The sequence below is a fragment of the Rhodococcus kronopolitis genome (genome assembly GCF_042654025.1).
In the GTDB taxonomy this organism is placed as follows: Bacteria; Actinomycetota; Actinomycetes; order Mycobacteriales; family Mycobacteriaceae; genus Rhodococcus_G; species Rhodococcus_G kronopolitis.
The window spans coordinates 473,574-496,730 of record NZ_JBHSFO010000001.1 but is presented as its reverse complement, the minus strand read 5'-3'; the positions used below and the strand labels follow the sequence as shown (position 1 = coordinate 496,730).

At 69.8% G+C, this 23,157-nt stretch carries 20 protein-coding genes and 1 pseudogene; 20 read left to right on the top strand and 1 reads right to left on the bottom strand.

Features of this window, described 5'->3' with window-relative positions:
• The first annotated feature begins 66 nt into the window (after positions 1–66).
• The 15 genes and pseudogenes from ACFO6S_RS02275 (at position 67) to secA (ending at position 17,452) form a co-directional block, all read left to right on the top strand.
• Positions 67–1,011, top strand: a complete 945-nt coding sequence (locus ACFO6S_RS02275) for a cation diffusion facilitator family transporter (protein WP_378413706.1) — start codon at positions 67–69, stop codon at positions 1,009–1,011.
• 78 nt (positions 1,012–1,089) lie between these two features.
• A complete protein-coding gene (locus ACFO6S_RS02270; RefSeq protein ID WP_378413704.1) occupies positions 1,090–2,649 on the top strand; it encodes an amino acid permease in 1,560 nt (519 codons plus the stop codon).
• Between the two features lie 119 nt (positions 2,650–2,768).
• A complete protein-coding gene (locus ACFO6S_RS02265) occupies positions 2,769–3,983 on the top strand; it encodes an alkane 1-monooxygenase (protein WP_465269186.1) in 1,215 nt (404 codons plus the stop codon).
• A gap of 2 nt (positions 3,984–3,985) precedes the next feature.
• On the top strand, positions 3,986–4,150 hold the full coding sequence (locus ACFO6S_RS02260; RefSeq protein WP_378413702.1) for a rubredoxin: 165 nt from the start codon (positions 3,986–3,988) through the stop codon (positions 4,148–4,150).
• Positions 4,150–4,323 carry a rubredoxin gene (locus ACFO6S_RS02255; protein WP_378413700.1) on the top strand — a complete coding sequence of 58 codons (174 nt, stop codon included), beginning with the start codon at positions 4,150–4,152 and terminating at the stop codon, positions 4,321–4,323. The genes ACFO6S_RS02260 and ACFO6S_RS02255 overlap by 1 nt, the downstream gene beginning before the upstream one ends.
• Positions 4,320–5,573, top strand: coding sequence for an NAD(P)/FAD-dependent oxidoreductase (locus ACFO6S_RS02250; RefSeq protein WP_378413698.1), 1,254 nt, complete (start codon positions 4,320–4,322; stop codon positions 5,571–5,573). Before ACFO6S_RS02255 ends, ACFO6S_RS02250 begins: the two co-directional genes overlap by 4 nt.
• A 32-nt stretch (positions 5,574–5,605) precedes the next feature.
• Complete coding sequence (locus ACFO6S_RS02245; protein WP_378413696.1) at positions 5,606–6,217, top strand: TetR/AcrR family transcriptional regulator; 612 nt, start codon at positions 5,606–5,608, stop codon at positions 6,215–6,217.
• Between the two features lie 124 nt (positions 6,218–6,341).
• Positions 6,342–7,823 (top strand): adenosylhomocysteinase, encoded by a 1,482-nt coding sequence (gene ahcY, locus ACFO6S_RS02240; RefSeq protein WP_378413694.1) that lies wholly within the window; start codon positions 6,342–6,344, stop codon positions 7,821–7,823.
• Positions 7,824–7,950: 127 nt separating this feature from the next.
• Entirely contained in the window at positions 7,951–8,592 is a 642-nt protein-coding gene (locus ACFO6S_RS02235) for a dTMP kinase (RefSeq protein ID WP_378413692.1), read from the top strand.
• Between the two features lie 73 nt (positions 8,593–8,665).
• A complete protein-coding gene (gene mtrA, locus ACFO6S_RS02230; protein ID WP_378413690.1) occupies positions 8,666–9,343 on the top strand; it encodes an MtrAB system response regulator MtrA in 678 nt (225 codons plus the stop codon).
• Positions 9,340–11,077: pseudogene (gene mtrB / locus ACFO6S_RS02225) on the top strand (MtrAB system histidine kinase MtrB). Before mtrA ends, mtrB begins: the two are co-directional and overlap by 4 nt.
• Positions 11,074–12,858, top strand: coding sequence for an MtrAB system accessory lipoprotein LpqB (gene lpqB / locus ACFO6S_RS02220; RefSeq protein ID WP_378413688.1), 1,785 nt, complete (start codon positions 11,074–11,076; stop codon positions 12,856–12,858). The pseudogene mtrB and the gene lpqB overlap by 4 nt, the downstream one beginning before the upstream one ends.
• A gap of 32 nt (positions 12,859–12,890) precedes the next feature.
• Positions 12,891–13,550: a ComF family protein gene (locus tag ACFO6S_RS02215; RefSeq protein WP_378413686.1), complete on the top strand. Its 660-nt coding sequence runs from the start codon at positions 12,891–12,893 to the stop codon at positions 13,548–13,550.
• A 197-nt stretch (positions 13,551–13,747) separates the two neighbouring features.
• On the top strand, positions 13,748–14,419 hold the full coding sequence (gene hpf, locus ACFO6S_RS02210) for a ribosome hibernation-promoting factor, HPF/YfiA family (protein WP_378413684.1): 672 nt from the start codon (positions 13,748–13,750) through the stop codon (positions 14,417–14,419).
• Positions 14,420–14,698: 279 nt separating this feature from the next.
• Positions 14,699–17,452, top strand: coding sequence for a preprotein translocase subunit SecA (gene secA, locus ACFO6S_RS02205; protein WP_378413682.1), 2,754 nt, complete (start codon positions 14,699–14,701; stop codon positions 17,450–17,452).
• Between the two features lie 75 nt (positions 17,453–17,527).
• Here the strand turns inward: secA and ACFO6S_RS02200 are convergent, their stop codons facing one another.
• A complete protein-coding gene (locus ACFO6S_RS02200; RefSeq protein ID WP_378413680.1) occupies positions 17,528–18,082 on the bottom strand; it encodes an Rv3235 family protein in 555 nt (184 codons plus the stop codon).
• Between the two features lie 177 nt (positions 18,083–18,259).
• Between ACFO6S_RS02200 and ACFO6S_RS02195 the strand changes: the two genes are divergently transcribed.
• From ACFO6S_RS02195 to ACFO6S_RS02175, 5 genes are all read left to right on the top strand, one after another.
• A complete protein-coding gene (locus ACFO6S_RS02195; protein WP_378413678.1) occupies positions 18,260–18,676 on the top strand; it encodes an HAD-IA family hydrolase in 417 nt (138 codons plus the stop codon).
• On the top strand, positions 18,676–20,103 hold the full coding sequence (locus tag ACFO6S_RS02190; RefSeq protein ID WP_378413675.1) for a WS/DGAT/MGAT family O-acyltransferase: 1,428 nt from the start codon (positions 18,676–18,678) through the stop codon (positions 20,101–20,103). The genes ACFO6S_RS02195 and ACFO6S_RS02190 overlap by 1 nt, the downstream gene beginning before the upstream one ends.
• A 12-nt stretch (positions 20,104–20,115) precedes the next feature.
• The gene (locus ACFO6S_RS02185; RefSeq protein WP_378413673.1) at positions 20,116–20,613 is read left to right on the top strand and encodes a DUF6912 family protein; all 498 of its coding nucleotides are present in this window, start codon (positions 20,116–20,118) and stop codon (positions 20,611–20,613) included.
• Between the two features lie 74 nt (positions 20,614–20,687).
• Positions 20,688–21,803 (top strand): ferredoxin reductase, encoded by a 1,116-nt coding sequence (locus ACFO6S_RS02180; protein ID WP_378413671.1) that lies wholly within the window; start codon positions 20,688–20,690, stop codon positions 21,801–21,803.
• 105 nt (positions 21,804–21,908) lie between these two features.
• On the top strand, positions 21,909–23,138 hold the full coding sequence (locus tag ACFO6S_RS02175) for a fatty acid desaturase family protein (RefSeq protein ID WP_378413669.1): 1,230 nt from the start codon (positions 21,909–21,911) through the stop codon (positions 23,136–23,138).
• The last annotated feature ends 19 nt before the right edge of the window (positions 23,139–23,157 follow it).

Here is a 23,157-nt window from a genome sequence, read left to right as displayed (position 1 = left end):
GAACCGTCCGCACCCGTCGATCGAGGCTCGGGCCGAACAGTCGGCTCCGGGGAGGAGAAAACTGCCGTGTCAGCTAATGGAGGCAAGAAGGCGATCGTCGCGGCCCTGGTCGCGAACGCCGGAATCGCGGTCGCGAAGTTCGCCGGGTTCCTGATCACCGGGTCCTCGTCGATGCTGGCCGAGTCGGTCCACTCGGTCGCGGACACCTCGAACCAGGGTCTGCTCCTGCTGGGGCAGAGCCGGGCCAACCGCGCGGCCACCAAGCTGCACCCGTTCGGGTACGGGCGCAACCGCTACTTCTACTCGTTCGTGGTGGCGCTGGTCCTGTTCACCCTCGGCTCGATGTTCGCGCTGTACGAGGGCATCCACAAGATTCAGCATCCCGAGGACCTGTCCTCGCCCATGGTCGCCGTGGTGATCCTGCTGATCGCGATCGGGCTGGAGACCTTCAGCTTCCTCACCGCGGTCAAGGAGTCGCGCCCGCTCAAGGGGCAGGCCGGCTGGTGGCACTTCATCCGGACCTCGCGCAGCCCCGAGCTTCCGGTGGTGCTGCTCGAGGACACCGGCGCGCTCGTCGGCCTGGTCCTGGCCCTCGGTGGCGTCGGCCTGTCGATGGTCACCGGCAACCCCGTCTTCGACGGCATCGGCACGCTCTGCATCGGAGTGCTGCTCGGCGTGATCGCGGTCATCCTCATCATCGAGATGAAGAGCCTGCTGATCGGCGAGGGCGCCACCGAGGACGACGAGGAACGGATCCTTGCCGCCCTGGTCGACGGGGTGGAGATCGACCGCGTCATCCACTGCAAGACCCAGTACCTGGGCCCGGAGGAGCTGCTGGTGGCCGCCAAGGTCGCGGTGGCACCGGGATCCGACATCGAGGCGATCGCCGCCGCGATCGACGCGGCGGAGGCCCGCGTCCGGGCCGCGGTGCCCGCGGCCCGGGTGATCTACCTCGAGCCCGACCTGTACCGCGAGGCTCCCGTGCAGCCGGGCTCGGACGTTCCCGCCTGACGCGAGTCGTCCACACAATCCTGTTCGAGCGGGCCCCGTGGTCATAGGCTCAGCTGGATCCCTCTCGAGGAGGCAAAGATGGCAGTGCACGACAAGCCGGAGTCTGGGCGACAGTCCGGGATCTTCCGTACCAAGTCGGTCGAGCAGTCGATCGCGGACACGGACGAGCCGGACAGCAAACTCCGCAAGGACCTCACTGCCTGGGACCTGACGGTGTTCGGTGTCGCCGTCGTCGTCGGCGCGGGCATCTTCACGCTCACCGCGCGGACGGCGGGCAACGTCGCCGGGCCATCGGTGTCGCTGGCCTTCGTGCTGGCGGCGATCGCGTGCGGCCTGGCCGCGCTCTGCTACGCCGAGTTCGCCTCCACCGTGCCGGTGGCCGGCAGCGCCTACACCTTCTCCTACGCCACCTTCGGCGAGTTCGTCGCCTGGATCATCGGCTGGGACCTGATCCTCGAGTTCGCGCTCGCGGCCTCGGTGGTGGCCAAGGGCTGGTCGCTGTACCTGGGCAACGTGCTCGGCGCCGAGGGGTCGACGGTGGTCTCGCTCGGGCCGGTGGACATGGACTGGGGCTCGATCCTGCTGATCTCGGTCCTGACCGTCATCCTGGTGACCGGCACCAAGCTGTCCTCGCGGGTGTCCGCGGTGATCACCGGCATCAAGGTCGGGGTGGTGCTGCTGGTGATCGTCGTCGGCGCCTTCTACATCAACAAGGACAACTACTCGCCGTACATCCCGCCGTCGCAGCCGGGCAGCACCGGCGAGGGCATCCACCAGTCGCTGTTCTCGTTCCTCACCGGCGCGGGCGGCAGCACCTACGGCTGGTACGGCCTGCTCGCCGCCGCCAGCCTGGTGTTCTTCGCGTTCATCGGATTCGACGTGGTGGCCACCACGGCGGAGGAGACCAAGAACCCGCAGAAGGCACTGCCGCGGGGCATCATCGCCTCCCTCCTGATCGTCACCGTCCTGTACGTCGCGGTGACGCTGGTGCTCACCGGCATGGTCAAGTACACCGACCTCGCGGGCGAGAACTCCACGCTGGCGACGGCCTTCGAGTACCACGGCATCACCTGGGCGCAGTGGGTGATCAACCTCGGTGCCCTGGCCGGCCTGACCACCGTGGTGATGGTGATGCTGCTGGGCCAGACCCGGGTGCTGTTCGCGATGTCCCGGGACGGGCTGATGCCGCGCCAGCTGGCGCACACCGGCAGCAAGGGCACCCCGGTGCGGATCACCGTCATCGTCGGTGTCGTCTCCGCGCTGCTGGCCGGATTCTTCCCGATGGGCACCCTCGAGGAGATGGTGAACATCGGCACGCTGTTCGCCTTCGTGCTGGTCTGCCTCGGCGTGATCGTCCTGCGTCGCACCCGGCCGGACCTGCCGCGCGGGTTCAAGGTCCCGCTGGTCCCACTGGTGCCGATCCTCGCGGTGCTGGCGTGCCTGTGGCTGATGCTCAACCTGTCGGTGGAGACCTGGATCCGGTTCGTCGTCTGGATGGCGATCGGCGTCGTCGTCTACTTCGCCTACGGACACCGCCACTCGATGGTCGGCAGGCGAGCCCGGGCGGAGCCGGGTGTCGAGGCGAAGGCGCTCGGTCACCTGGGCGGACCGGAGGGGCCGGGCGGAGTGGGGCTCTGACCTTCATTTACAAATGCGCACATTTGTATAGACCGCAGACAAAATGCGGCGTACTGTCAAATCTCAGGTGATCTGTCTCACGGATGTGGGTCGGCCCTCGAGAGGAGGCAGTCGTGGCAATGCGAGTCGACCCGGAGGCGCAGGTCCCCGCCGCGCAGTGGCGGGACAAGAAGCGGCATCTCTGGTTGCTGGGGCTGATCCCGCCGACGGCGGTGTTCCTCGCGGCCGGACTGGTCTGGGGATTCAACGAGCTGGGCTGGTCCGCCCTCTCGCCGGTGTGGTGGTGGATCGGCCCGATTCTGGTCTACGGCCTGCTGCCCGTCCTCGACGTCTTCTTCGGCCCGGACGGCCAGAACCCGCCGGAAGAGGTGATGGAACGGCTCGAGAACGACAAGTACTACCGGTACTGCACCTACGCCTACATCCCGTTCCAGCTCGCGAGCCTGGTGTTCGCCTGCTACCTGTGGACCGCGGACAGCCTGAGCTGGCTCGGCATCGACGGTGGGCTTTCACTCGCGTCGAAGATCGGACTGGCACTGAGCATCGGTGTGATGGGCGGCATCGGCATCAACACCGCGCACGAACTGGGCCACAAGAAGGACGAACTCGAGCGCTGGCTGTCGAAGATCACCCTGGCCCAGACGTTCTACGGGCACTTCTACATCGAGCACAACCGCGGCCACCACGTCCGGGTGTCCACCCCGGAGGACCCCGCCAGCGCGCGCTTCGGCGAGACCTTCTGGACCTTCCTGCCGCGCAGCGTCTGGGGCAGCCTGAGATCCTCGTGGGAACTTGAGAAGACCCGGATGCAGCGTCTCGACAAGAGTGTGTGGAGCATCCACAACGACGTCCTCAACGCCTGGCTGATGTCGGTGGTCCTGTACGCGGCGCTGGTGGCCGGCTTCGGCTGGGAGGTGCTGCCGTTCCTTCTGATCCAGGCGGTGTACGGATTCTCGCTGCTCGAGACCGTGAACTACCTCGAGCACTACGGCCTGCTCCGGGGCAAGACCGCGAGCGGACGCTACGAGCGCTGCGCCCCGGCGCACAGCTGGAACTCCGACCACATCTGCACGAACATCTTCCTGTACCACCTCCAGCGGCACAGCGACCACCACGCCAACCCGACCCGGCGCTACCAGACGCTGCGGAGCATGGACGGCGCGCCGAACCTGCCCAGCGGCTACGCCAGCATGATCACCCTCGCGTACTTCCCGCCGGTCTGGCGCAAGGTCATGGACCACCGCGTCCTCGACCACTACGACGGCGACATCACCCGGGTGAACGTGCAGCCGGCCAAGCGTGAGCGGATCTACGCCCGGTTCGGGGCGGCGTGATCATGGCTGCCTACCGGTGCCCGGTGTGTGAGTACGTCTACGACGAGTCGAAAGGTGCTCCGCGCGAGGGTTTCCCGGCCGGCACCCGGTGGGACTCGGTGCCCGACGACTGGTGCTGCCCGGACTGCGGAGTGCGGGAGAAGATCGATTTCGAGAGGAGTGCGTGATGAAGCTCTACCGCTGTGTCCAGTGTGGATTCGAGTACGACGAGGAGCTGGGGTGGCCCGACGACGGCATCGCCCCGGGCACCCGGTGGGACGAGATCCCGGACGACTGGAGCTGCCCGGACTGCGGCGCCGCGAAGGCCGACTTCGACATGGTCGAGGTCGCTCGGTCATGACCTCGGTCGTGATCGTCGGGACCGGGATCGCCGGTATCGCCGCCGCCGAGACGCTGCGCGCGGAGGGCTTCGCGGGGACCGTGACGGTGCTCGGCGACGACCCCGCGCACCCGTACCGCCGGCCTGCCCTGTCCAAGGACCTGCTGCTCGACGCGTCGGCCGAGGAGAAGTCCAGGTTGCGACCGGCCGGCTACTGGACCGATCGACGGATCGAGGTGCGCACGGGTGTCGTGGTGGTCTCGGTCGACGTGGCAGGTCGCACGGTCCGCCTCGACTCGGGCGAGGAGCTGAGGTACGACGCCCTGCTGCTCGCGACGGGCGGTCGCGCCCGCACCGTCGACCACTCGGGAGGGGCCGCGGTGCGGGTGCTGCGAGCGATGGGCGACGTCGCACCGTTGCGTGAGGCCATCGACCGCACGAACTCGATCCTGGTCGTCGGCGCGGGCCTGATCGGCTCGGAGGTCGCCGCGACCGCGCGCGGACTCGGTGCCGAGGTGACCCTGCTCGAGGCGGCGCGCACGCCTCTGCACCGGGTGTTGCCGCCGCGGGTGAGCGCGCTCTTCGAGCAGCTTCACCGCGAGCACGGCGTCGAGCTGCACACCTCGGTGCGGCTCGCCGAGCTGGTCGGCGACGGCGACGGCGTGCTGGCCCGCGCCGAGGACGGGCGGACCTGGTCCGCGGGCGCGGCGCTGCTGGCCGTCGGGATGGCGCCGAACACGCACCTTGCCGAACGTGCCGGGCTCGAGACCGCCGACGGCATCGTGGTGGACGAGTCCTTCGCCACCTCGGCGCCGGGGGTGTACGCCGCGGGCGACGTGGCCAATCGTCCCAATCCGGTGCTCGGTGGCCGGCACCGGACCGAGCACTGGAACTCCGCGCAGGCGCAGGGGGCCGCCGCCGCGCGGGCGATGCACGCGGCGCTGGCCGGTGCCCCGGTCGAGGCCGAGCGGGAGGTGCCGTGGTGCTGGTCCACCCAGTACGGACTCAGCCTCCAGGTGGCGGGCTGGCCGCAGTCCGACGACGAGCTCGTGGTCCGCGGCAGCATCGCGGGCCGCGACTTCACCGTGCTGACCCGGCGGGCGGGGCGGCTGGTCGGTGCGGTGACGATCGGCCGGCCGAGGGACGTCCGGGCGGCGCGGACGCTGATCGCCGAGCGGCCGTGCGTCGACCCGGCGCTGCTGGCGGACGAGACCCAGGACCTGGCCGGGCTGGCCGCAGCTGCCGTGCACGGTGACGCCGTGCACGTTTGACGGCGCGCACACAGAATGCCACCCTCGCCACCATGGCTCCGTCGAACCGACCCCCGTACCAGCAGGCCACCCGCACCCTCCTGCGGGAGTCGGTCCTCGACGCGATGCGGGACCTGCTGTCGGTGCAGGACTGGTCCGAGGTGACCATGACCGATGTCGCGGCGGGCGCGCAGGTCAGCAGGCAGACCGTCTACAACGAGTTCAAGTCCCGGCAGGGGCTCGCGCAGGCCTACGCCCTGCGGCTCGCGGACCGCTTCGTCGGCGCCGTCGAGGACGCGATCTACGCCAACACGGGTCAGCCGCACGCGGCCCTGGTCGAGGCCTTCACCGCGTTCTTCCGGCAGAGCGCCGCCGATCCGCTGGTGCAGTCCCTGCTGACGGGGGAGGCGAAGCCGGACCTGCTCCGGTTGATCACCACCGACAGCGCGCCCCTGCTCGAGCACGCCTCGGCGCGGCTCGCCGAGACGCTGGAACGCAGCTGGGTCCAGGCCCCGCCCGCCGAGGCCGGAATTCTCAGCCGCGGCATCGTCCGCCTGGCGATCAGCTACATCTCGATGCCGCCGGACTCGGACCGGGACGTGGCGCAGGACCTGTCGAGAACTTTCGTGCCGTTCATCGAGGCGATCATCGGCGCGCACGCGTAGCGCGTCGTCTTCCGTCGTGGCGAGCGTCACCGCCGGTTGCGGTGCCCGTTCGCGGACGGCCGGTCTTCGGATGGGGTCCGAACCCGTTAGCCTTGGCCGAGACAAATCCAAACAGGAGAGGCAGATGACGACCAGCGTGTCTGAGAACAACCTCGTGGCGGACAGCCGCAACGGAATCGACTTCAAGGTGGCGGACCTCTCGCTCGCCGAGTTCGGTCGCAAGGAGATCCGGCTCGCCGAGCACGAGATGCCCGGACTGATGACCCTGCGTCGTGAGTACGCCGAGGTGCTGCCGCTCAAGGGCGCCCGCGTCTCCGGCTCGCTGCACATGACCATCCAGACGGCCGTGCTGATCGAGACGCTCGTCGCGCTCGGCGCCGAGGTCCGCTGGGCGTCGTGCAACATCTTCTCCACCCAGGACCACGCCGCCGCGGCCATCGTCGTCGGCCCGCACGGCACCCCGGAGGCGCCCCAGGGCGTGCCGGTGTTCGCCTGGAAGGGCGAGACTCTCGAGGAGTACTGGTGGGCCGCCGAGCAGATGCTCACCTGGCCCGGTGAGCCGGCCAACATGATCCTCGACGACGGTGGCGACGCCACCATGCTGGTGCTGCGCGGCGCGCAGTTCGAGAAGGCAGGCGTGGTTCCGCCCGTCGACGAGGACAACGACAGCGACGAGCACAAGGTGTTCCTGGCGCTGCTGCGCGCCTCGCTGGCCGCGGACGCAGGCAAGTGGACCGCCGTCGCGAAGTCCGTCAAGGGCGTCACCGAGGAGACCACCACGGGCGTGCTGCGTCTGTACCAGTTCGCCGCCGCGGGCGAGCTCGTCTTCCCGGCGATCAACGTCAACGACTCGGTCACCAAGAGCAAGTTCGACAACAAGTACGGCACCCGCCACTCGCTGCTCGACGGCATCAACCGCGGCACCGACGTGCTCATCGGCGGCAAGGCCGCGCTGGTCTGCGGCTACGGCGACGTGGGCAAGGGCTGCGCCGAGGCGCTCAAGGGCCAGGGCGCGCGCGTCACGGTCACCGAGGCGGACCCGATCAACGCGCTGCAGGCCCTCATGGACGGCTTCGACGTCAAGACCGTCGAGGAGTTCATCGGCCAGGCCGACATCGTGATCACGTCCACCGGCAACAAGGACATCATCACCTTCGAGCACATGAAGCAGATGAAGCACCAGTCGATCCTGGGCAACATCGGTCACTTCGACAACGAGATCGACATGGCCGGCCTCGAGCGCGCGGCCGACGTCACGCGGATCAACATCAAGCCGCAGGTCGACGAGTTCACCTTCCCCGACGGCCACAGCATCATCGTGCTCTCCGAGGGCCGGCTGCTGAACCTGGGCAACGCCACCGGGCACCCGTCGTTCGTGATGTCCAACTCGTTCGCGAACCAGACGATCGCGCAGATCGAGCTGTGGACCAAGCCCGACGAGTACGACAACGAGGTCTACCGCCTGCCCAAGCACCTGGACGAGAAGGTGGCGCGCATCCACGTCGAGGCGCTCGGCGGCTCGATCACCAAGCTCACCAAGGAGCAGGCGGAGTACATCGGCGTCGACGTCGAGGGTCCGTACAAGCCCGAGCACTACCGGTACTGATCGCGTACCGCACCTGAGTGGTTCCCGACGCCCGGCGGGAGGAACTGCTCACCATCGCACGGCAGGCCGGTGGCCGGTCCCGGACTCCGGGACCGGCCACCGGTCGTTGCGACGCTAGGCTGCCCGGGTGGGAAAGCTGATCGCACTCGAGGGCCTGGACGGCGCAGGCAAGCGGACATTGGTGGACAGGGTGGTCACGCAGTTGCGGGACCGCGGCGTGACCGTCGCGGTGGACGCCTTCCCCCGCTACGGGCAGTCGGTCCACGCGGACCTCGGTTCGGAGGCGCTGCGCGGCCGCCACGGCGACCTGGCGGACTCGGTGCACGCGATGGCGTTGATGTGGGCACTGGACCGGCGGGACGCGGCGGCGCGACTGCGGGAGCTGCTCGAGTCCCACGACCTGGTGCTGCTGGACCGGTACGTGGCCTCGAACGCCGCCTACGGCGCGGCCCGGATGCACGAGGGCGGCGACGGCGAGTTCGTCGGCTGGGTGACGGATCTGGAGTTCGGCCGGTTCGGCGCGACGCCGCCCGAGCTGCAGCTGCTGCTCGATGTCCCCGTCGCCTTGGCCGCCGAGCGCGCCCGCAGCCGGGGGGCCAGCGACGCGACCCGCGAACTCGACGCCTACGAGCGCGACTCGGACCTGCAGACCCGCACCGGCGCGGTCTACCGGGAGCTCGCGTCCGCGCGGTGGGTCTCGCCCTGGTGGGTGCTCGCGGCGGACCTGGATCCGGCGGCGCTGGCGCTGGATCTGGCAGAGTGGATGTGACCAGCCCGCGACACGAACCGGAACGCGGGGTATGCACGGGCGTTCCGGGGTCCGGGGATGACACGATAGGAACATGAAGCCACGCATTCTCGTCGTCGACGACGACACGGCCCTGGCCGAGATGCTCACCATCGTGCTGCGCGGCGAGGGCTTCGAGCCCTTCGTCGTCGGTGACGGCACCCAGGCGCTCGCCGCGGTCCGGGAGATCCGACCCGACCTGGTGCTGCTGGACCTGATGCTGCCGGGGATGAACGGCATCGACGTGTGCCGGGTGCTGCGCGCCGACTCCGGGGTGCCGATCGTCATGCTCACCGCCAAGACGGACACCGTCGACGTGGTGCTGGGCCTCGAGTCCGGCGCGGACGACTACGTGATGAAGCCGTTCAAGCCGAAGGAACTGGTGGCCCGGGTGCGTGCGCGCCTGCGCCGCACCGAGGACGAGCCTGCGGAGCTGCTGTCCATCGCCGACGTGGTCATCGACGTGCCCGCGCACAAGGTGACCCGTGAGGGCGCGCTGATCGCGCTGACACCGCTGGAGTTCGACCTGCTGGTCGCGCTGGCCCGCAAGCCGCGTCAGGTGTTCACCCGAGAGGTGCTGCTCGAGCAGGTCTGGGGATATCGGCACGCCGCCGACACCCGCCTGGTCAACGTGCACGTCCAGCGGCTGCGCGCCAAGGTCGAGACTGACCCGGAGAATCCCGAAGTGGTGCTCACGGTCAGGGGGGTCGGCTACAAGGCCGGACCGCCGTGATCGGACGAACCCGGGCGCGGCGCCGCATCGGCGGACCATTCGGGCCGTTGCTGCGCCGCTTTCGTGGGTGGAGTCACGCCCTCGCGCACCTGTGGCGACGCTCGCTGCAGCTGCGGGTGGTCGTGTCCACCCTGACCCTCTCGCTGGTGGTGATCACGATCCTCGGTGTCGTGCTGACCAGCCAGATCACCGACCGGCTCCTCGAGGCGAAGATCAATGCCGCGACCGAGGAGATGGACCGGGCCCGCAACACCGTGCAGAGCGAGCTCGCCGCCTCGGACGACAGCGCCTCGCTCGCGGCACGACTCGACGGTGCGGCCGCCGCCCTGACCAACCGCAGCACGGACACCGGCGCGGCCACGGGCGCGGCCGGCACCTTCAGCCCGGTGCTCATCGTGCCTGCGAACCCGCCCCGGCCCCAGGTCTCCAGCGGCCCGGCGGACCAGATCTCCCCGAACCTGCGCGAGTTCGTCAAGAACGGACAGGTCAGCTACCAGTTCGCGACGGTCTCGGACCAGGACTGGTACCGCGGTCCGGCGCTGATCATCGGCAGCCCCACCTCCTCCGAGGTGGCCACCCTCGAGCTGTACCTGGTGTTCCCGCTGGCCGGGGAGGACCAGAGCCTGTCGCTGATGCGCAGCACCCTGCTCGTCGGCGGGGTGGTGCTGCTGGTGCTGCTGGCCGCGATCTCGATGATCGTGGCGCGGCAGGTGGTGCTCCCGATCCGGTCCGCGTCCCGGATCGCCGAGCGCTTCGCCGACGGCAAGCTGCGCGAACGGATGCCCGTGCGCGGCGAGGACGACATGGCTCGCCTGGCCATGTCGTTCAACGACATGGCCGAGAGCCTCTCGAAACAGATCACCCAGCTCGAGGAGTTCGGCAACCTGCAGAAGCGCTTCACCTCCGACGTCAGCCACGAACTGCGCACCCCGCTGACCACCGTCCGGATGGCCGCCGAGCTGATCCACGACGGCAGCGCCGACCTGGACCCGGCGATGCGCCGGTCCTCTGAGCTGCTGGTCGCGGAGCTGGACCGGTTCGAGTCGCTGCTCAACGACCTGCTCGAGATCAGTCGGCACGACGCCGGTGTGGCCGAGCTCGCCGACGAACGGCTCGACCTGAGGATGAGCGCCCGCGCCGCGGTGTCCACGATCCGACACCTGGCCCGCGACTCCGGCACCGAGCTGGTCCTCGACCTGCCGGACGAGCCCGTGGTCGCCTCGGCGGACCCGCGCCGGGTCGAGCGGATCCTGCGGAACCTGCTCGCCAACGCCATCGACCACGGCGAGGGCAAGCCGGTGCTGCTCCGTCTGCGCGCCGACGAGGAAGCGGCGGCCTTCGTGGTCCGAGACAAGGGCATCGGCCTGCGGCCCGGTGAGGAGAAATTGGTGTTCAACCGGTTCTGGCGGTCCGATCCGTCGCGGGTGCGACGGTCCGGCGGCACCGGGCTCGGCCTGGCCATCAGCGTCGAGGACGCCCGACTGCACGGCGGGCGGCTCGAGGCCTGGGGGGGAGCCGGGCGAGGGGGCCTGCTTCCGCTTCACCCTGCCGCTGGTGCGCGGGCACAAGATCACCAGCAGCCCGTTGCCGCTGCGGCCGCCGAGCGTCAAGCACGTCCAGGGTCGCCCGCTCCCCGGTGACGAGGGGACCGGCGGGGCCGCGGACCCGAAGTCCGAGGCGCTCGACCCCGACCACACGGCGAGCGTGCCGGTGCTGCGGGAGCGTCGACCGTGACGGGCCGGTGGCACCGCGGTCGCCGACGGGTCGCGCTGGCGGCCGCGGGGTTGGCCACGGCCGTGCTGGCCGGTGGCTGCGCCAGCCTGCCCGAGTCGTCGTCGCCGATGGCCATCGGCACCATCACCCGTGACCCGGTGACCGTCAGCGTGCCTGTGCCGGAACCCGGCCGGGAACCGGACTCGATGCTCCGCGACTTCTTCGCGGCCAGCACCGATCCGACGGATGCGCACCTGGCCGCGCGCCAGTTCCTCACCCCCGCCGCGGCGGAACGGTGGGACGATGCCGCCAGCACCACCGTGGTCGACAAGGTGGACGTGCTGCAGGAGTCCCGCACCGGCGACGAGGCCAGCTACGCCGTCCGGGCGAACCGCGTGGGTCAGCTCGACGACGGCGGCCAGTACCAGACGGCCGAGGGCACCTTCGAGGCCAAGTTCCGGATGACCCGGGTCGGCGGCGAGTGGCGGATCGACGACCTGCCGCCCGGGGTGATCATGGATCGCCCGCAGTTCCTCAAGACCTACAAGCGCGAGGCCCTGTACTTCCTGGACCCGACCGGCAACACCGTGGTGCCGGACCTGCGATGGGTATCCGCGACCGCGGAGGAGATGCCGGGGCGGCTGGTCGACCTGCTGATCGCCGGGCCCAAGCCGGGGCTGTCCGGGGCCGTGCGCAACGTCGCGGGCAACCTGTCGGTGCCGGGCCCGATCACCAAGGCCGACGGTCGCAACGTCGGCGTCGGCGTCGGGTTCGGCGGCGTGCGCATCGACTTCCTCGGCGCCGAGGAGCTGAGTCCGGAGGACCGCGCCCTGCTCGCCTCGCAGGTGGTCTGGACCCTCGCCGCCGCCGAGATCTCGGGTCCGTACGTGCTGACGCTCAACGGCCGTCCGCTCGACGATCGTCACGTGGACGGCTGGTCGACGGCCGACGTGTCCACGACCGACCCGCGAGTGGCCGCGAACTCGTCGGTCGGGCTGCACGCGCTGGCGGGCGGCTCACTGGTGGCCGTCACCGACACCGGCGTCAGTGCGGTGCCCGGCTACTTCGGGTCCGCCTCCGTCCTGCGCTCGATCGCCCTCTCCCGGGACGGCAAGCTGGCCGCGGCGGTGGCCGCGACCGGCAGGTCCGCCCCGGAGCAGGGGAACGTCCTGATGATCGGGCCGACGGACGGGACCGGGACGCCTGCGCTCGAGGCCGGCTCGTTGACCCGTCCGACATGGTCGAGTTTCGAACCCACGGCGTGGACCGTGGCCGACGGGGTCCGGGTGGTGCGGGTGACCCTGGACGGGTCGGGGCAGCCGGTCGTGAGCCCGGTGGACACCCGCGCGCTCGCGCCGCTGGGCGAGACGATGACCGAGCTGCGCCTGTCCAGCGACGGGGCCCGCGCGGCGGTGATCGTCGACGGCAAGGTGTACGTCGTGTCGGTGGTGCAGGGTGAGGACGGCACCTACGCGCTGACCAGTCCGCGCCCGGTGGCGACCGGGCTGGGCAGTCCCGCACTGTCCCTGGACTGGAGCAGCGGCGACACGATCGTGGTGGCCCGCGCGGCGTCGGAGATCCCGGTGGTGTCGGTGTCGGTGGACGGGTCCCGGATGGACGCCCTGCCGAGCCGCAACCTCTCGCCGCCGGTGAGTTCGGTCGACGCGTCGGCCAACTCGGCGTTCGTGGCGGACTCCCGGGCGGTGTTCCAGTTGAACAACAACGACCCGGCGGGGGACAGGTACTGGCGGGAGGTGCCGGCACTGGCCGGCGTCAAGGCGATCCCGGTGCTGCCCGGGTAGCGGTGTCGGTGGGTGGGCGCACACTCCGGTGTGTGCGCGCCTTGCTGGATCTGCTCCTGCCCCGCGAGTGCGGCGGCTGTGGGGCCGTCGGGACGCAGTGGTGTGCGCGCTGCCGCGACGCGCTCGCGACGGGCCCGGTGCGCCTGCGTCCGCGGGTGGAGCCGGGTGCGCCGGCGTGGGCCGTCGGCACCTACGTCGGGGCCCGCCGGGCGGCGGTGATCGCGGCGAAGGAACGTGGCCGGGCCGATCTCGCGGTCCCGCTAGGGGCGGCGCTCGCGAGGGCGGTGCGCTGCCTGCGCGAGCTCGGCGAGATCGATCCCGGTGAACTTGCCGCACTCACCCTTGTGCCCGCGCCGAGCCGACCGCGGGCCGCCCGGGTGCGCGGCGGCGACCCGGTGGCCGCCGCCGTCCGGGCCGCCGCGAGGGCGCTGCACCCGGAGCCGGTGCGGGTGGCGACGGCGTTGACTTACGCACGGGGAGTGCGTGATTCGGTCGGCCTGTCGGCCCGCGCCCGGGTCGACAACCTGGCAGGCCGGGTGCGGGTGGGGTCGTTGGAACCGACCGGCGTCCGGGACGCCGTGGTGCTGGTCGACGACGTACTGACCACCGGGGCGACGGCCGCGGAGTCCGTCCGGGCGCTCGCCGTTCGGGGCGTTCGGGTCGCGGCGGTCCTGGTGATTGCCGCCGCGTGAGGGGGTTCACGCGACCCGTAGGGGTGAAACGCAACGCCAATGCTGGCACTCGCGCCCAAGTCGTACTAGCGTCGCCAACACAACCGATGAACGGTGGAGGTGATAAGCGAAATCCCTGGCGCCGGGCGGTCCCCTCCCGGCGTGGCTCATCCGCCGACAGTCATCTCTTGTGGCTCGGCCGTATCTTGGAGGTACGCGTGACGACCCCTTCGACAACCTCTGTTTTCATCGAAGACGCAGCAGAGACCACCGGGCAGCCCGACGGCCCCATCGCCGAAATCGTAGTGAAGGGCCGCAACGTCGAGGTCCCCGATCACTTCCGGGTCTACGTGTCGGAGAAGCTGGCCCGACTCGAACGCTTCGACCCGACGATCTACCACTTCGACGTCGAACTCCAACACGAACGAAACCGGCGGCAGTCCAAGAACTGCCAGCGAGTGGAGATCACCGCGCGGGGCAAGGGACCGGTGGTACGCGCCGAGGCCTCTGCCGACAGCTTCTACGCGGCCTTCGAGAGCGTCACCGCCAAGCTCGAGAGCAGACTCCGTCGAACGAAGGACCGTCGCAAGGTCCACTACGGCGAGAAGACGCCCGTCTCGGTCGCGGAGGCGACCGCGGAACTCGCCAAGGACGACGCGCTGGCGATCTCGCCCGACATCTCGCTCGAATCGGACGACTACCCGGCCGGCCCGGGGCAGATCGTGCGGACCAAGGTGCACTCGGCCGCCCCGATGGCAGTCGACGACGCCCTCTACGAGATGGAACTGGTCGGGCACGACTTCTTCCTGTTCTACGACAAGGAAACGGACCGTCCGTCGGTCGTCTACCGCAGACACGCGTTCGACTACGGCCTGATCAGGCTCGCCTGACCACAGCGCCGCTGACACACGCGGTCACGGTCGTTCTGCTCCGCAGATCGTGAGAGCGCCTACCATGGGATCCGGTTGGGGGATAGCTCCCTCGGCCGGATCTGCTCTGTGACCGGAACAACTGTGTGGCCAGACTGCGATGCGGCCCAGAACCGCGGTGTGGCCGGAACTAATGTCTGCGCCAGAACTACTGTGTAGTCAGTCAGAACTACTGTGTAGTCAGTCGCTCCGTTCACCGGGGCCGAGACCTGCCCGCCGAGATTGAGGACGTTCAAGCCCGTGCCGTCGCTGTCACTGTCGAAACTGCTCCGTGTTGGTGAAGGTCGCATGGTCAAGCGGCTCAAGCACATCGCTGAGCACGTAACCAGCCTCTCGCCCGAAATGGAGGCCCTGACCGACCTCGAACTCCGTGCCAAGACGGACGAGTTCAAGGCGCGGTACGCGTCGGGGGAGACCCTCGACGACCTGCTGCCCGAGGCCTTCGCCGTCGCCAGGGAGGCGTCCTGGAGGGTGCTCGGACAGAAGCACTACACCGTGCAGATCATGGGCGGCGCGGCCCTGCACCTCGGCAACGTCGCGGAGATGAAGACCGGTGAGGGCAAGACCCTGACCTGTGTGCTGCCGGCGTACCTCAACGCGATCGCGGGCGACGGCGTGCACGTGGTCACGGTCAACGACTACCTGGCCAAGCGTGACTCCGAGTGGATGGGCCGGGTGCACCGCTCGCTCGGCTTCGAGACCAGCGTGATCCTGTCGGGCCAGTCGCCGGCCGAGCGCCGCGTCGCGTACGCCTGCGACATCACCTACGGCACCAACAACGAGTTCGGCTTCGACTACCTGCGCGACAACATGACGCACAGCCTCGACGACCTGGTCCAGCGCGGCCACAACTTCGCGATCGTCGACGAGGTCGACTCGATCCTCATCGACGAGGCGCGCACCCCGCTGATCATCTCGGGCCCCGCCGACGCGTCGAGCAAGTGGTACGGCGAGTTCGCCCGGATCGCGCCGCTGCTCAAGCGTGACGTGCACTACGAGGTCGACATCAAGAAGCGCACCGTCGGCGTGCACGAGGCAGGCGTCGAGCTGGTCGAGGACCAGCTCGGCATCGACAACCTGTACGAGGCCGCGAACTCGCCGCTGGTCAGCTACCTGAACAACGCGATCAAGGCCAAGGAGCTCTACAACAAGGACAAGGACTACATCGTCCGCGACGGCGAGGTCATCATCGTCGACGAGTTCACCGGACGCATCCTGGTCGGCCGCCGCTACAACGAGGGCATGCACCAGGCGATCGAGGCGAAGGAGAAGGTCGAGATCAAGGCCGAGAACCAGACCCTCGCCACGATCACGCTGCAGAACTACTTCCGCCTCTACGACAAGCTCTCCGGCATGACCGGTACGGCCGAGACCGAGGCCGCCGAGCTGCACCAGACCTACGGGCTGGGCGTCATCCCGATCCCGACGAACCGGCCGATGGTCCGCGTCGACCAGGGCGACCTGATCTACAAGACCGAGGAGGCGAAGTTCGCCGCGGTCGTCGACGACGTCGCCGAGCGGCACGCTAAGGGCCAGCCGGTCCTGATCGGTACCACCAGCGTCGAGCGCTCGGAGTACCTGTCCAAGCAGTTCACCAAGCGGGGCGTCGCGCACAGCGTGCTCAACGCCAAGTTCCACGAGCAGGAGGCCACCATCGTGGCCGAGGCCGGCCGCACCGGTGCCGTCACGGTCGCCACCAACATGGCCGGCCGTGGTACCGACGTGGTGCTCGGTGGCAACCCGGACATCCTCGCGGACCTCGAGGTCCGCAAGCGTGGGCTCGACCCGGTCGAGACGCCGGAGGACTACGAGCGCGACTGGGACGAGACCATCGAGCGGGTCAAGCGTGAGGTCAAGGCCGAGGCCGAGCGGGTCAAGGCGGCGGGCGGCCTCTACGTCCTCGGCACCGAGCGGCACGAGTCGCGCCGCATCGACAACCAGCTCCGCGGCCGTTCCGGCCGCCAGGGTGACCCGGGCGAGTCGCGCTTCTACCTCTCGCTCGGCGACGAGTTGATGCGACGGTTCAACGGTGCCGCGCTGGAGTCGATCATGACCCGACTCAACCTGCCCGACGACGTGCCGATCGAGGCGAAGATGGTCTCCAAGGCCATCAAGAGTGCCCAGACGCAGGTCGAGCAGCAGAACTTCGAGATCCGCAAGAACGTCCTGAAGTACGACGAGGTGATGAACAAGCAGCGCACCGTCATCTACGAGGAGCGCCGTCAGATCCTCGAGGGCCAGGACATGGAGGGCCAGGTCGAGAGCATGATCACCGACGTGGTCACCGCCTACGTCGACGGCGCGACCGCCGAGGGCTACGTCGAGGACTGGGACCTCGATCAGCTGTGGACGGCGCTCGGCACGCTTTACCCCGTCGGGATCTCGTACCGGGACCTCACCGGCGAGACCGAGATCGGCGAGCGTGGCGACCTGACCCGTGACGAGCTGCGGGCGGCGCTGCTGGCCGACGTCCGTGCCGCGTACGCCAACCGCGAGCAGCAGATCGACGCGATCGCAGGCGAGAACGGCATGCGCGAGCTCGAGCGCCGGGTGCTGCTGTCCGTGCTGGACCGCAAGTGGCGCGAGCACCTCTACGAGATGGACTACCTCAAGGAGGGCATCGGCCTGCGCGCGATGGCCCAGCGCGACCCGCTCGTCGAGTACCAGCGCGAGGGCTTCGACATGTTCACCGCGATGCTCGAGGGGCTCAAGGAGGAGTCGGTCGGCTTCCTGTTCAACCTGCAGGTCGAGGCCGCACCGGCACCCGAGCAGTCGGGTTGGACCACGGCTGCCGCGGCGGCCCGGGCCGACAGCGAGGCCCCGGTGGATCCGCAGCCCGCAGCCCTGCGTGCGAAGGGTCTCGACTCGGCCGAGGAGACCCGGCTGACCTTCTCCGGTCCCGCCGAGGACGGCAACGCCGAGGTGCGGAACTCTGCCCCGGCCGCAGGCAGCCGGCAGGAACGACGCGAGGCGAAGGCCAAGCGCCGCAAGTAGGTTCGAGATTGTTGGTCAAGGCCCCGACGGCGTGCGCTGTCGGGGCCTTGCCGTGTCGCGGTCCGGCCGGTCCGGTCAACCGACCTGCAGCGACGTGATCCGCCAGCCGGCCTGCCCCTCGCTGCCACCCGGCGTGCGTTCGACCCGCCCCGCGATGGCGAGGACCCGGCCGCCGCGCGCGTAGGTGCCGAACACCTCGGCCGCGTCGGGACCGGTCGGATGCAGGTGCAGCCGCTGCAGCGTCGCGGCACCCGGGCGCGGCCCGGTCAGGGTGCGGCGGGCCAGCGCCGCGACGACGTCGACCATCGCCGGCGTCAGCACCGCCCGCAGCTGGGGCGGTTGTCGGCGGTGGTCGAGGACCTCGAGCACCAGTCGCAGCGCGGCCTCCGTGAAGCGCCGGGCCTGCGGGTCGGTTCCGGGTGGGGGCGTCCGGCGGGCGGGGGAGCAGCCTGCGTGCGAGGGGCCCCGCGGGGCGGCGCGCGACTCGCGGGCAGGCAGCGGTCCGGCGGTGCGGGGTTGCGGTCCGCCGGACGGCAACGGCGGCTCGGCCAGCGGTGCCCGGGTCAGGAATCGGTACGTCCGGTGGTGCTCGGTCGTGCGGTGGTGCTCGGTCGCGCGCGGGTGCGTCATGGGGTCCTCTCCCGGTGTTCGTGTGCGTTTGCGGCGCGCGCGGTGTGGTCGTGCGCGCGGACGACGCGTCCGGGGAGAGTCCGGGCTGCCAGCAGGATCGCACGGATCCGCCGGACTCGCAGCCGAATGCGGACGCCGCTGCGGGCGCGACGGGCCCGTCGGTCCTAGGGTGGGCGCATGGACGGGTTGGTGGTGGACTGCGGTGGGGTGTTGGTCGGTCCGGGATCCGATGCGGCGGGACTGGGCGAGATCCTCGCGCAGGTGCGTCGGCGCGGGGTGCGGACTGCGGTACTGAGCAACGATCCCGGTGGGCCGGGCGCGGACTGGTTGCGCGAGCTCGGCGCGGGCCGACTGGTCGACGAGGTGCTGCTCTCCGGCGATGTCGGTCTCGAGAAGCCGGACCCGCGGATCTACCGGCTGGCGGCCGAGCGGCTCGGGCTGGCGACCGCGGACTGCGTGTTCGTCGACGACCTCCCGGTCAACGTCCGCGGCGCGGTGGCCGCGGGGATGGTGGCCGTGCACCACACCGACCCCGAGCGCACTGTGGCGGAGCTGCAGATTCTCTTCGGGCTGACACCAGGGGACGGAAACTGATGGCCACGAGGCTGACCACGCAGGACGCCACGTTCTACTTCCTCGAGGCGAGCAGCACCCCGATGCATCTCGGCTCGCTGGCCATCCTGGAGTCCGGCATCAGCTACGAGGACCTGCTCACCCATGTCGAGCAGCGGCTCGCGCTGGTGCCGCGGTACCGCCAGCGGGTGCGTGAGGTGGCGCTGGGCCTGGCCCGGCCGGTGTGGGTGGACGACCGCGAGTTCGACATCACCTACCACGTCCGCCGCTCGGCGCTGCCGCGCCCGGGCTCCGACGCGCAGCTGCACGACCTGGTGGCGCGGCTGACGTCGAGGCCGCTGGACCGGAGTCGGCCGCTGTGGGAGATGTACCTCGTCGAGGGGCTGTCCGACAACCGGGTCGCGATCTTCACCAAGTCGCACTCCGCGCTGGTCGACGGCGACAAGGCGTCGGAGATCAGCCAGGTGCTGCTGGACCCGAGCAGCACCCCGCGGCCGGTGGTCGACGAGTTGTGGATGCCCACCCGGGAGCCCCGCGAGGCGGAACTGGTGCTCGACGCGCTGGTCGAGATGATCGCCCGGCCGAGCGAGGGTGCGGCGACCCTGCGGATGGCGCTCGGCGACCTGGCCGGTGGTGCGGCCGAGGTCGCGGGCAACGTCGCGGCGGTGGTGCGGACCGCCGCGGTGTCGGCGCCGACCACCCCGCTCAACGCGACGATCTCGCGGAACCGTCGGTTCGCGACCGTGCGGACCGAGCTCGAGGACTACCGCACGGTCCGGCGCCGGTTCGGGTGCACGGTCAACGACGCGATCCTGGCGGTGCTCACCGGGGCGCTGCGCAACTGGCTGCTCTCCCGCGGCGAACCGGTGACCGCGTACTCGACGGTGCGGGCGCTGGTTCCGATGGCCACCTACGTCTCCGGCGGCGGCGCCGCGGAGGAGATCGACATGGAGGCGGACCCGGCGGAGCGCGAGCACATCCCGGACAACGCGGAACGCAAGGTGTCCTCGTTGCTGGTGGACCTCCCGGTGGGGGAGCCCAACGCCGTGGTGCGGCTCTCGCAGATCGCGCACGCGACCGAGGCGCACAGTCGGGCCGGGGGGACGGTGACCGCGCAGACCCTGGTCCGGATGTCGGGCACGGCGCCGGCGACGCTGCACGCGGTGGGCCTGCGGGTGGCGAGCGGCCTGTCGCAGCGGATGTTCAACCTGATGATCACCAACGTCCCCGGTCCGCAGTCGCCGCTCTACCTCGACGGCGTCCGGATGCTGGAGATGTATCCGGTCTCGCCGTTGCTCAAGAACCAGACGCTCAGTGTCGGCCTGACGTCGTACGACGGCCGCGTCTACTACGGTTTGAATGCCGACCGCGACGCCATGTCCGACGTCGAGGTGGTGACGGCACTGCTGTACGAGTCGCTCGAGGAGTTGTTGGATGCCTGTGGGTAAGGGGTGCAGTCGATGAGGGTCTACGTTCCCGCGACGATCGCGATGTTGCAACGGTTGGTGGCGGAGCAGGAGCTGGATCCGGTGAGCCGCACGGCTTTTGCCGTGACGCCTGCGTTGCGTGAGGCCTACGCGTCGGGCGACGACGACGAGCTGGCGGAGGTCGCGATGACCGAGGCGGCGCGGGCGTCGCTGCGGTTGCTCGCCGCCGAGGACGACGAGAAGCCGGCCTACCGCCGCGCCGTGATCGCCGCGGACGTCGAGGACGCGAAGCTGCGGCCGGACCTGGACGACGCCGTCGTGCGGCTGGCCGGTCCGGTGACGATGGACATGGTCGCGTCGGTGCACGTCGACCTGGCCCAGGCGACGGACGCAATCGAGCGGGCGGTCGAGGTCGTGGATGCCGCGGATCTCGGCGACGCGGACGCCGAATTCGTGCTCGGTGACGCGGAGGACCACGAGCTGGCTTGGTACGCAACGCAGGAACTGCCCTTCCTGCTTGACCTGCTGTGACCGTCCGCGTGACAGCGGACCTTCTCAGCAGGTAACCTACGGGTGCGTAACCTGGTCGAGTGGATGGAAGTTTGATGGGTCTGAGGAAGTGGCTCGAGGGGCCGGCTGCGGATGTTTCCGCGCCGCGCCGGCCTGCGTTGAACATGTTGCGCGGGGCGGTGACTCGGGTGACCACACCGTTGCTTCCCGACGACTTCCTGCACCTCGCGAACCCGCTCTGGTCCGCCCGGGAACTGCGGGGTCGCGTGATCGAGGTGCGCAAGGAGACCTCGGACTCGGCGACCCTGGTAATCAAGCCGGGGTGGGGCTTCGACTTCGACTACCAGCCGGGTCAGTACGTCGGCATCGGCCTGTTGGTCGACGGCCGGTTCCACTGGCGCTCGTACTCGCTGACCTCCCCGCCGAACTGGGAGAACAAGGCGATCACCATCGCGGTCAAGGCGATGCCGGAGGGTCAGCTCTCCAGTCACCTGATCAACGGCGTCCCGTCGGGCACGGTGGTCCGGCTGGCTGCGCCGCAGGGCAACTTCGCGCTGCCCGAGCCGCCGCCGGCGAAGATCCTGTTCCTCACCGCGGGCAGCGGCGTCACCCCGGTGATGGCGATGCTGCGCGGGATGGCGCGCCGCGGCACGCTGCCGGACGTGGTGCACGTGCACTCGGCGCCGACCGCCGAGGACGTCATGTTCGGCGAGGAGCTGGCGGCGCTGCACGAGGCACAGCCGAGCTTCGTCTCGCACCTGCAGTGCACCCGCAGCGACGGTCGCTTCCAGCTCTCCGACCTCGACTCGATGTACCCGGACTGGCGCGAGCGCCAGACCTGGGCGTGCGGTCCCGCCGCGATGCTCGACGAGGTGGAGAAGGTCTGGGCCGAGGCCGGCATCACGGACCGCCTGCACACCGAGCGGTTCAGCATCTCGCGTGCCGACACCGCGGGTCAGGGCGGCACGGTGACCTTCGCCAAGACCGGGCGCTCGATCGAGATCGACGGCGCCACCACGGTGCTCGAGGCCGGCGAACAGCTCGGCGTGCAGATGCCGTTCGGCTGCCGGATGGGCATCTGCCAGACCTGCGTGGCGCCGCTGTTGTCGGGTCACGTCCGGGACCTGCGCTCGGGTCGTGAGCACAGCGAGGGGGAGCGGGTCCAGACCTGCATCTCCTCCGCCGCGGGCGACTGCACCCTCGACCTCTGACCTGCGCTGCGGCGCGTGAGAGCGTCATTCGACTATCGTTGAAAGCACGCTCCGCGGTGGCCTCCCTCAGGTGACCCGATCTATCAACAACGGAGGGTCCTGACGATGGCCATCACGGACATCAAAGAATTCGCACACCTCACCGAGACGGACATCGAGTCGCTCGGTCGTGAACTCGACGAGATTCGCCGGGACGTCGAGGAGTCGCGCGGCGCGTCCGACGCCCGGTACATCCGGGGCGTGATCCGGCTGCAGCGGATCCTCGAGTTCGGCGGCCGCGTCACGCTGCTCGGCAGCCGCAAGCGGCCGTTCTGGCTGGCGGGCACCACCATGCTGACGCTGGCCAAGATCATCGAGAACATGGAACTCGGGCACAACGTGGTGCACGGGCAGTGGGACTGGATGAACGACCCGGAGATCCACTCCACCACCTGGGAGTGGGACATGACCGCGTCCTCCTCGCAGTGGAAGCGCGCACACAACTACTCGCACCACACGTACACCAACGTCGTCGGCATGGACAACGACGTGCAGTTCGGCATCATCCGGATGACCCGGGACGTGCCGTGGCGCCCGATCAACCTGCTCCAGCCCGTCGCGAACGTGGTGCTGGCGAGTGCCTTCGAGTGGGGCATCGCCATGCACGACTGGTCGATCGCGCTGGAGGAGGACCGCAAGCGGGGCGGCGCCAACGTCGACGAGATCAACCGCGAGTTCTGGGGGAAGGCCGCCAAGCAGGTGGTCAAGGACTACGTGCTGTTCCCGGCGCTGACGGGGCCGGCGTGGAAGCACACGCTCACCGCCAACCTGACCGCGAACTTCGCCCGGAACCTGTGGGCGTACGCGGTGATCTTCTGTGGGCACTTCCCGGACGGCGCCGAGAAGTTCACCGTCGAGCAGTACAGCCACGAGACCAAGGCCGAGTGGTACCTGCGTCAGATGCTCGGCAGTGCCAACTTCAAGTCCGGCCGGGTGATGGCCTTCATGAGCGGGAACCTGAGCTACCAGATCGAGCACCACCTGTTCCCGGACCTGCCCAGCAACCGGCTGCGCGAGGTCTCGCTGCGGGTTCGGGCGCTGTGCGACAAGTACGACCTGCCGTACACGACGGGATCGTTCGCCAAGCAGTACCTGCTGGCGCTGCGGACCATCCACAAGCTGGCGCTGCCCGACCGATTCCTCAAGGCCACCTCCGACAACGCCCCGGAGACCTCGTCCGAGCGCAAGTTCGACGACGCCAGGGCGGCGCTCGACCGGCTCCGCACCGACCCGGAGACGGGCCGCCGGGTGGGGTTGCGGACGGCATTGCGGCAGCTCCGGGAGCGCCGCGCCTAGATCGGTGTAATCCGCGTCA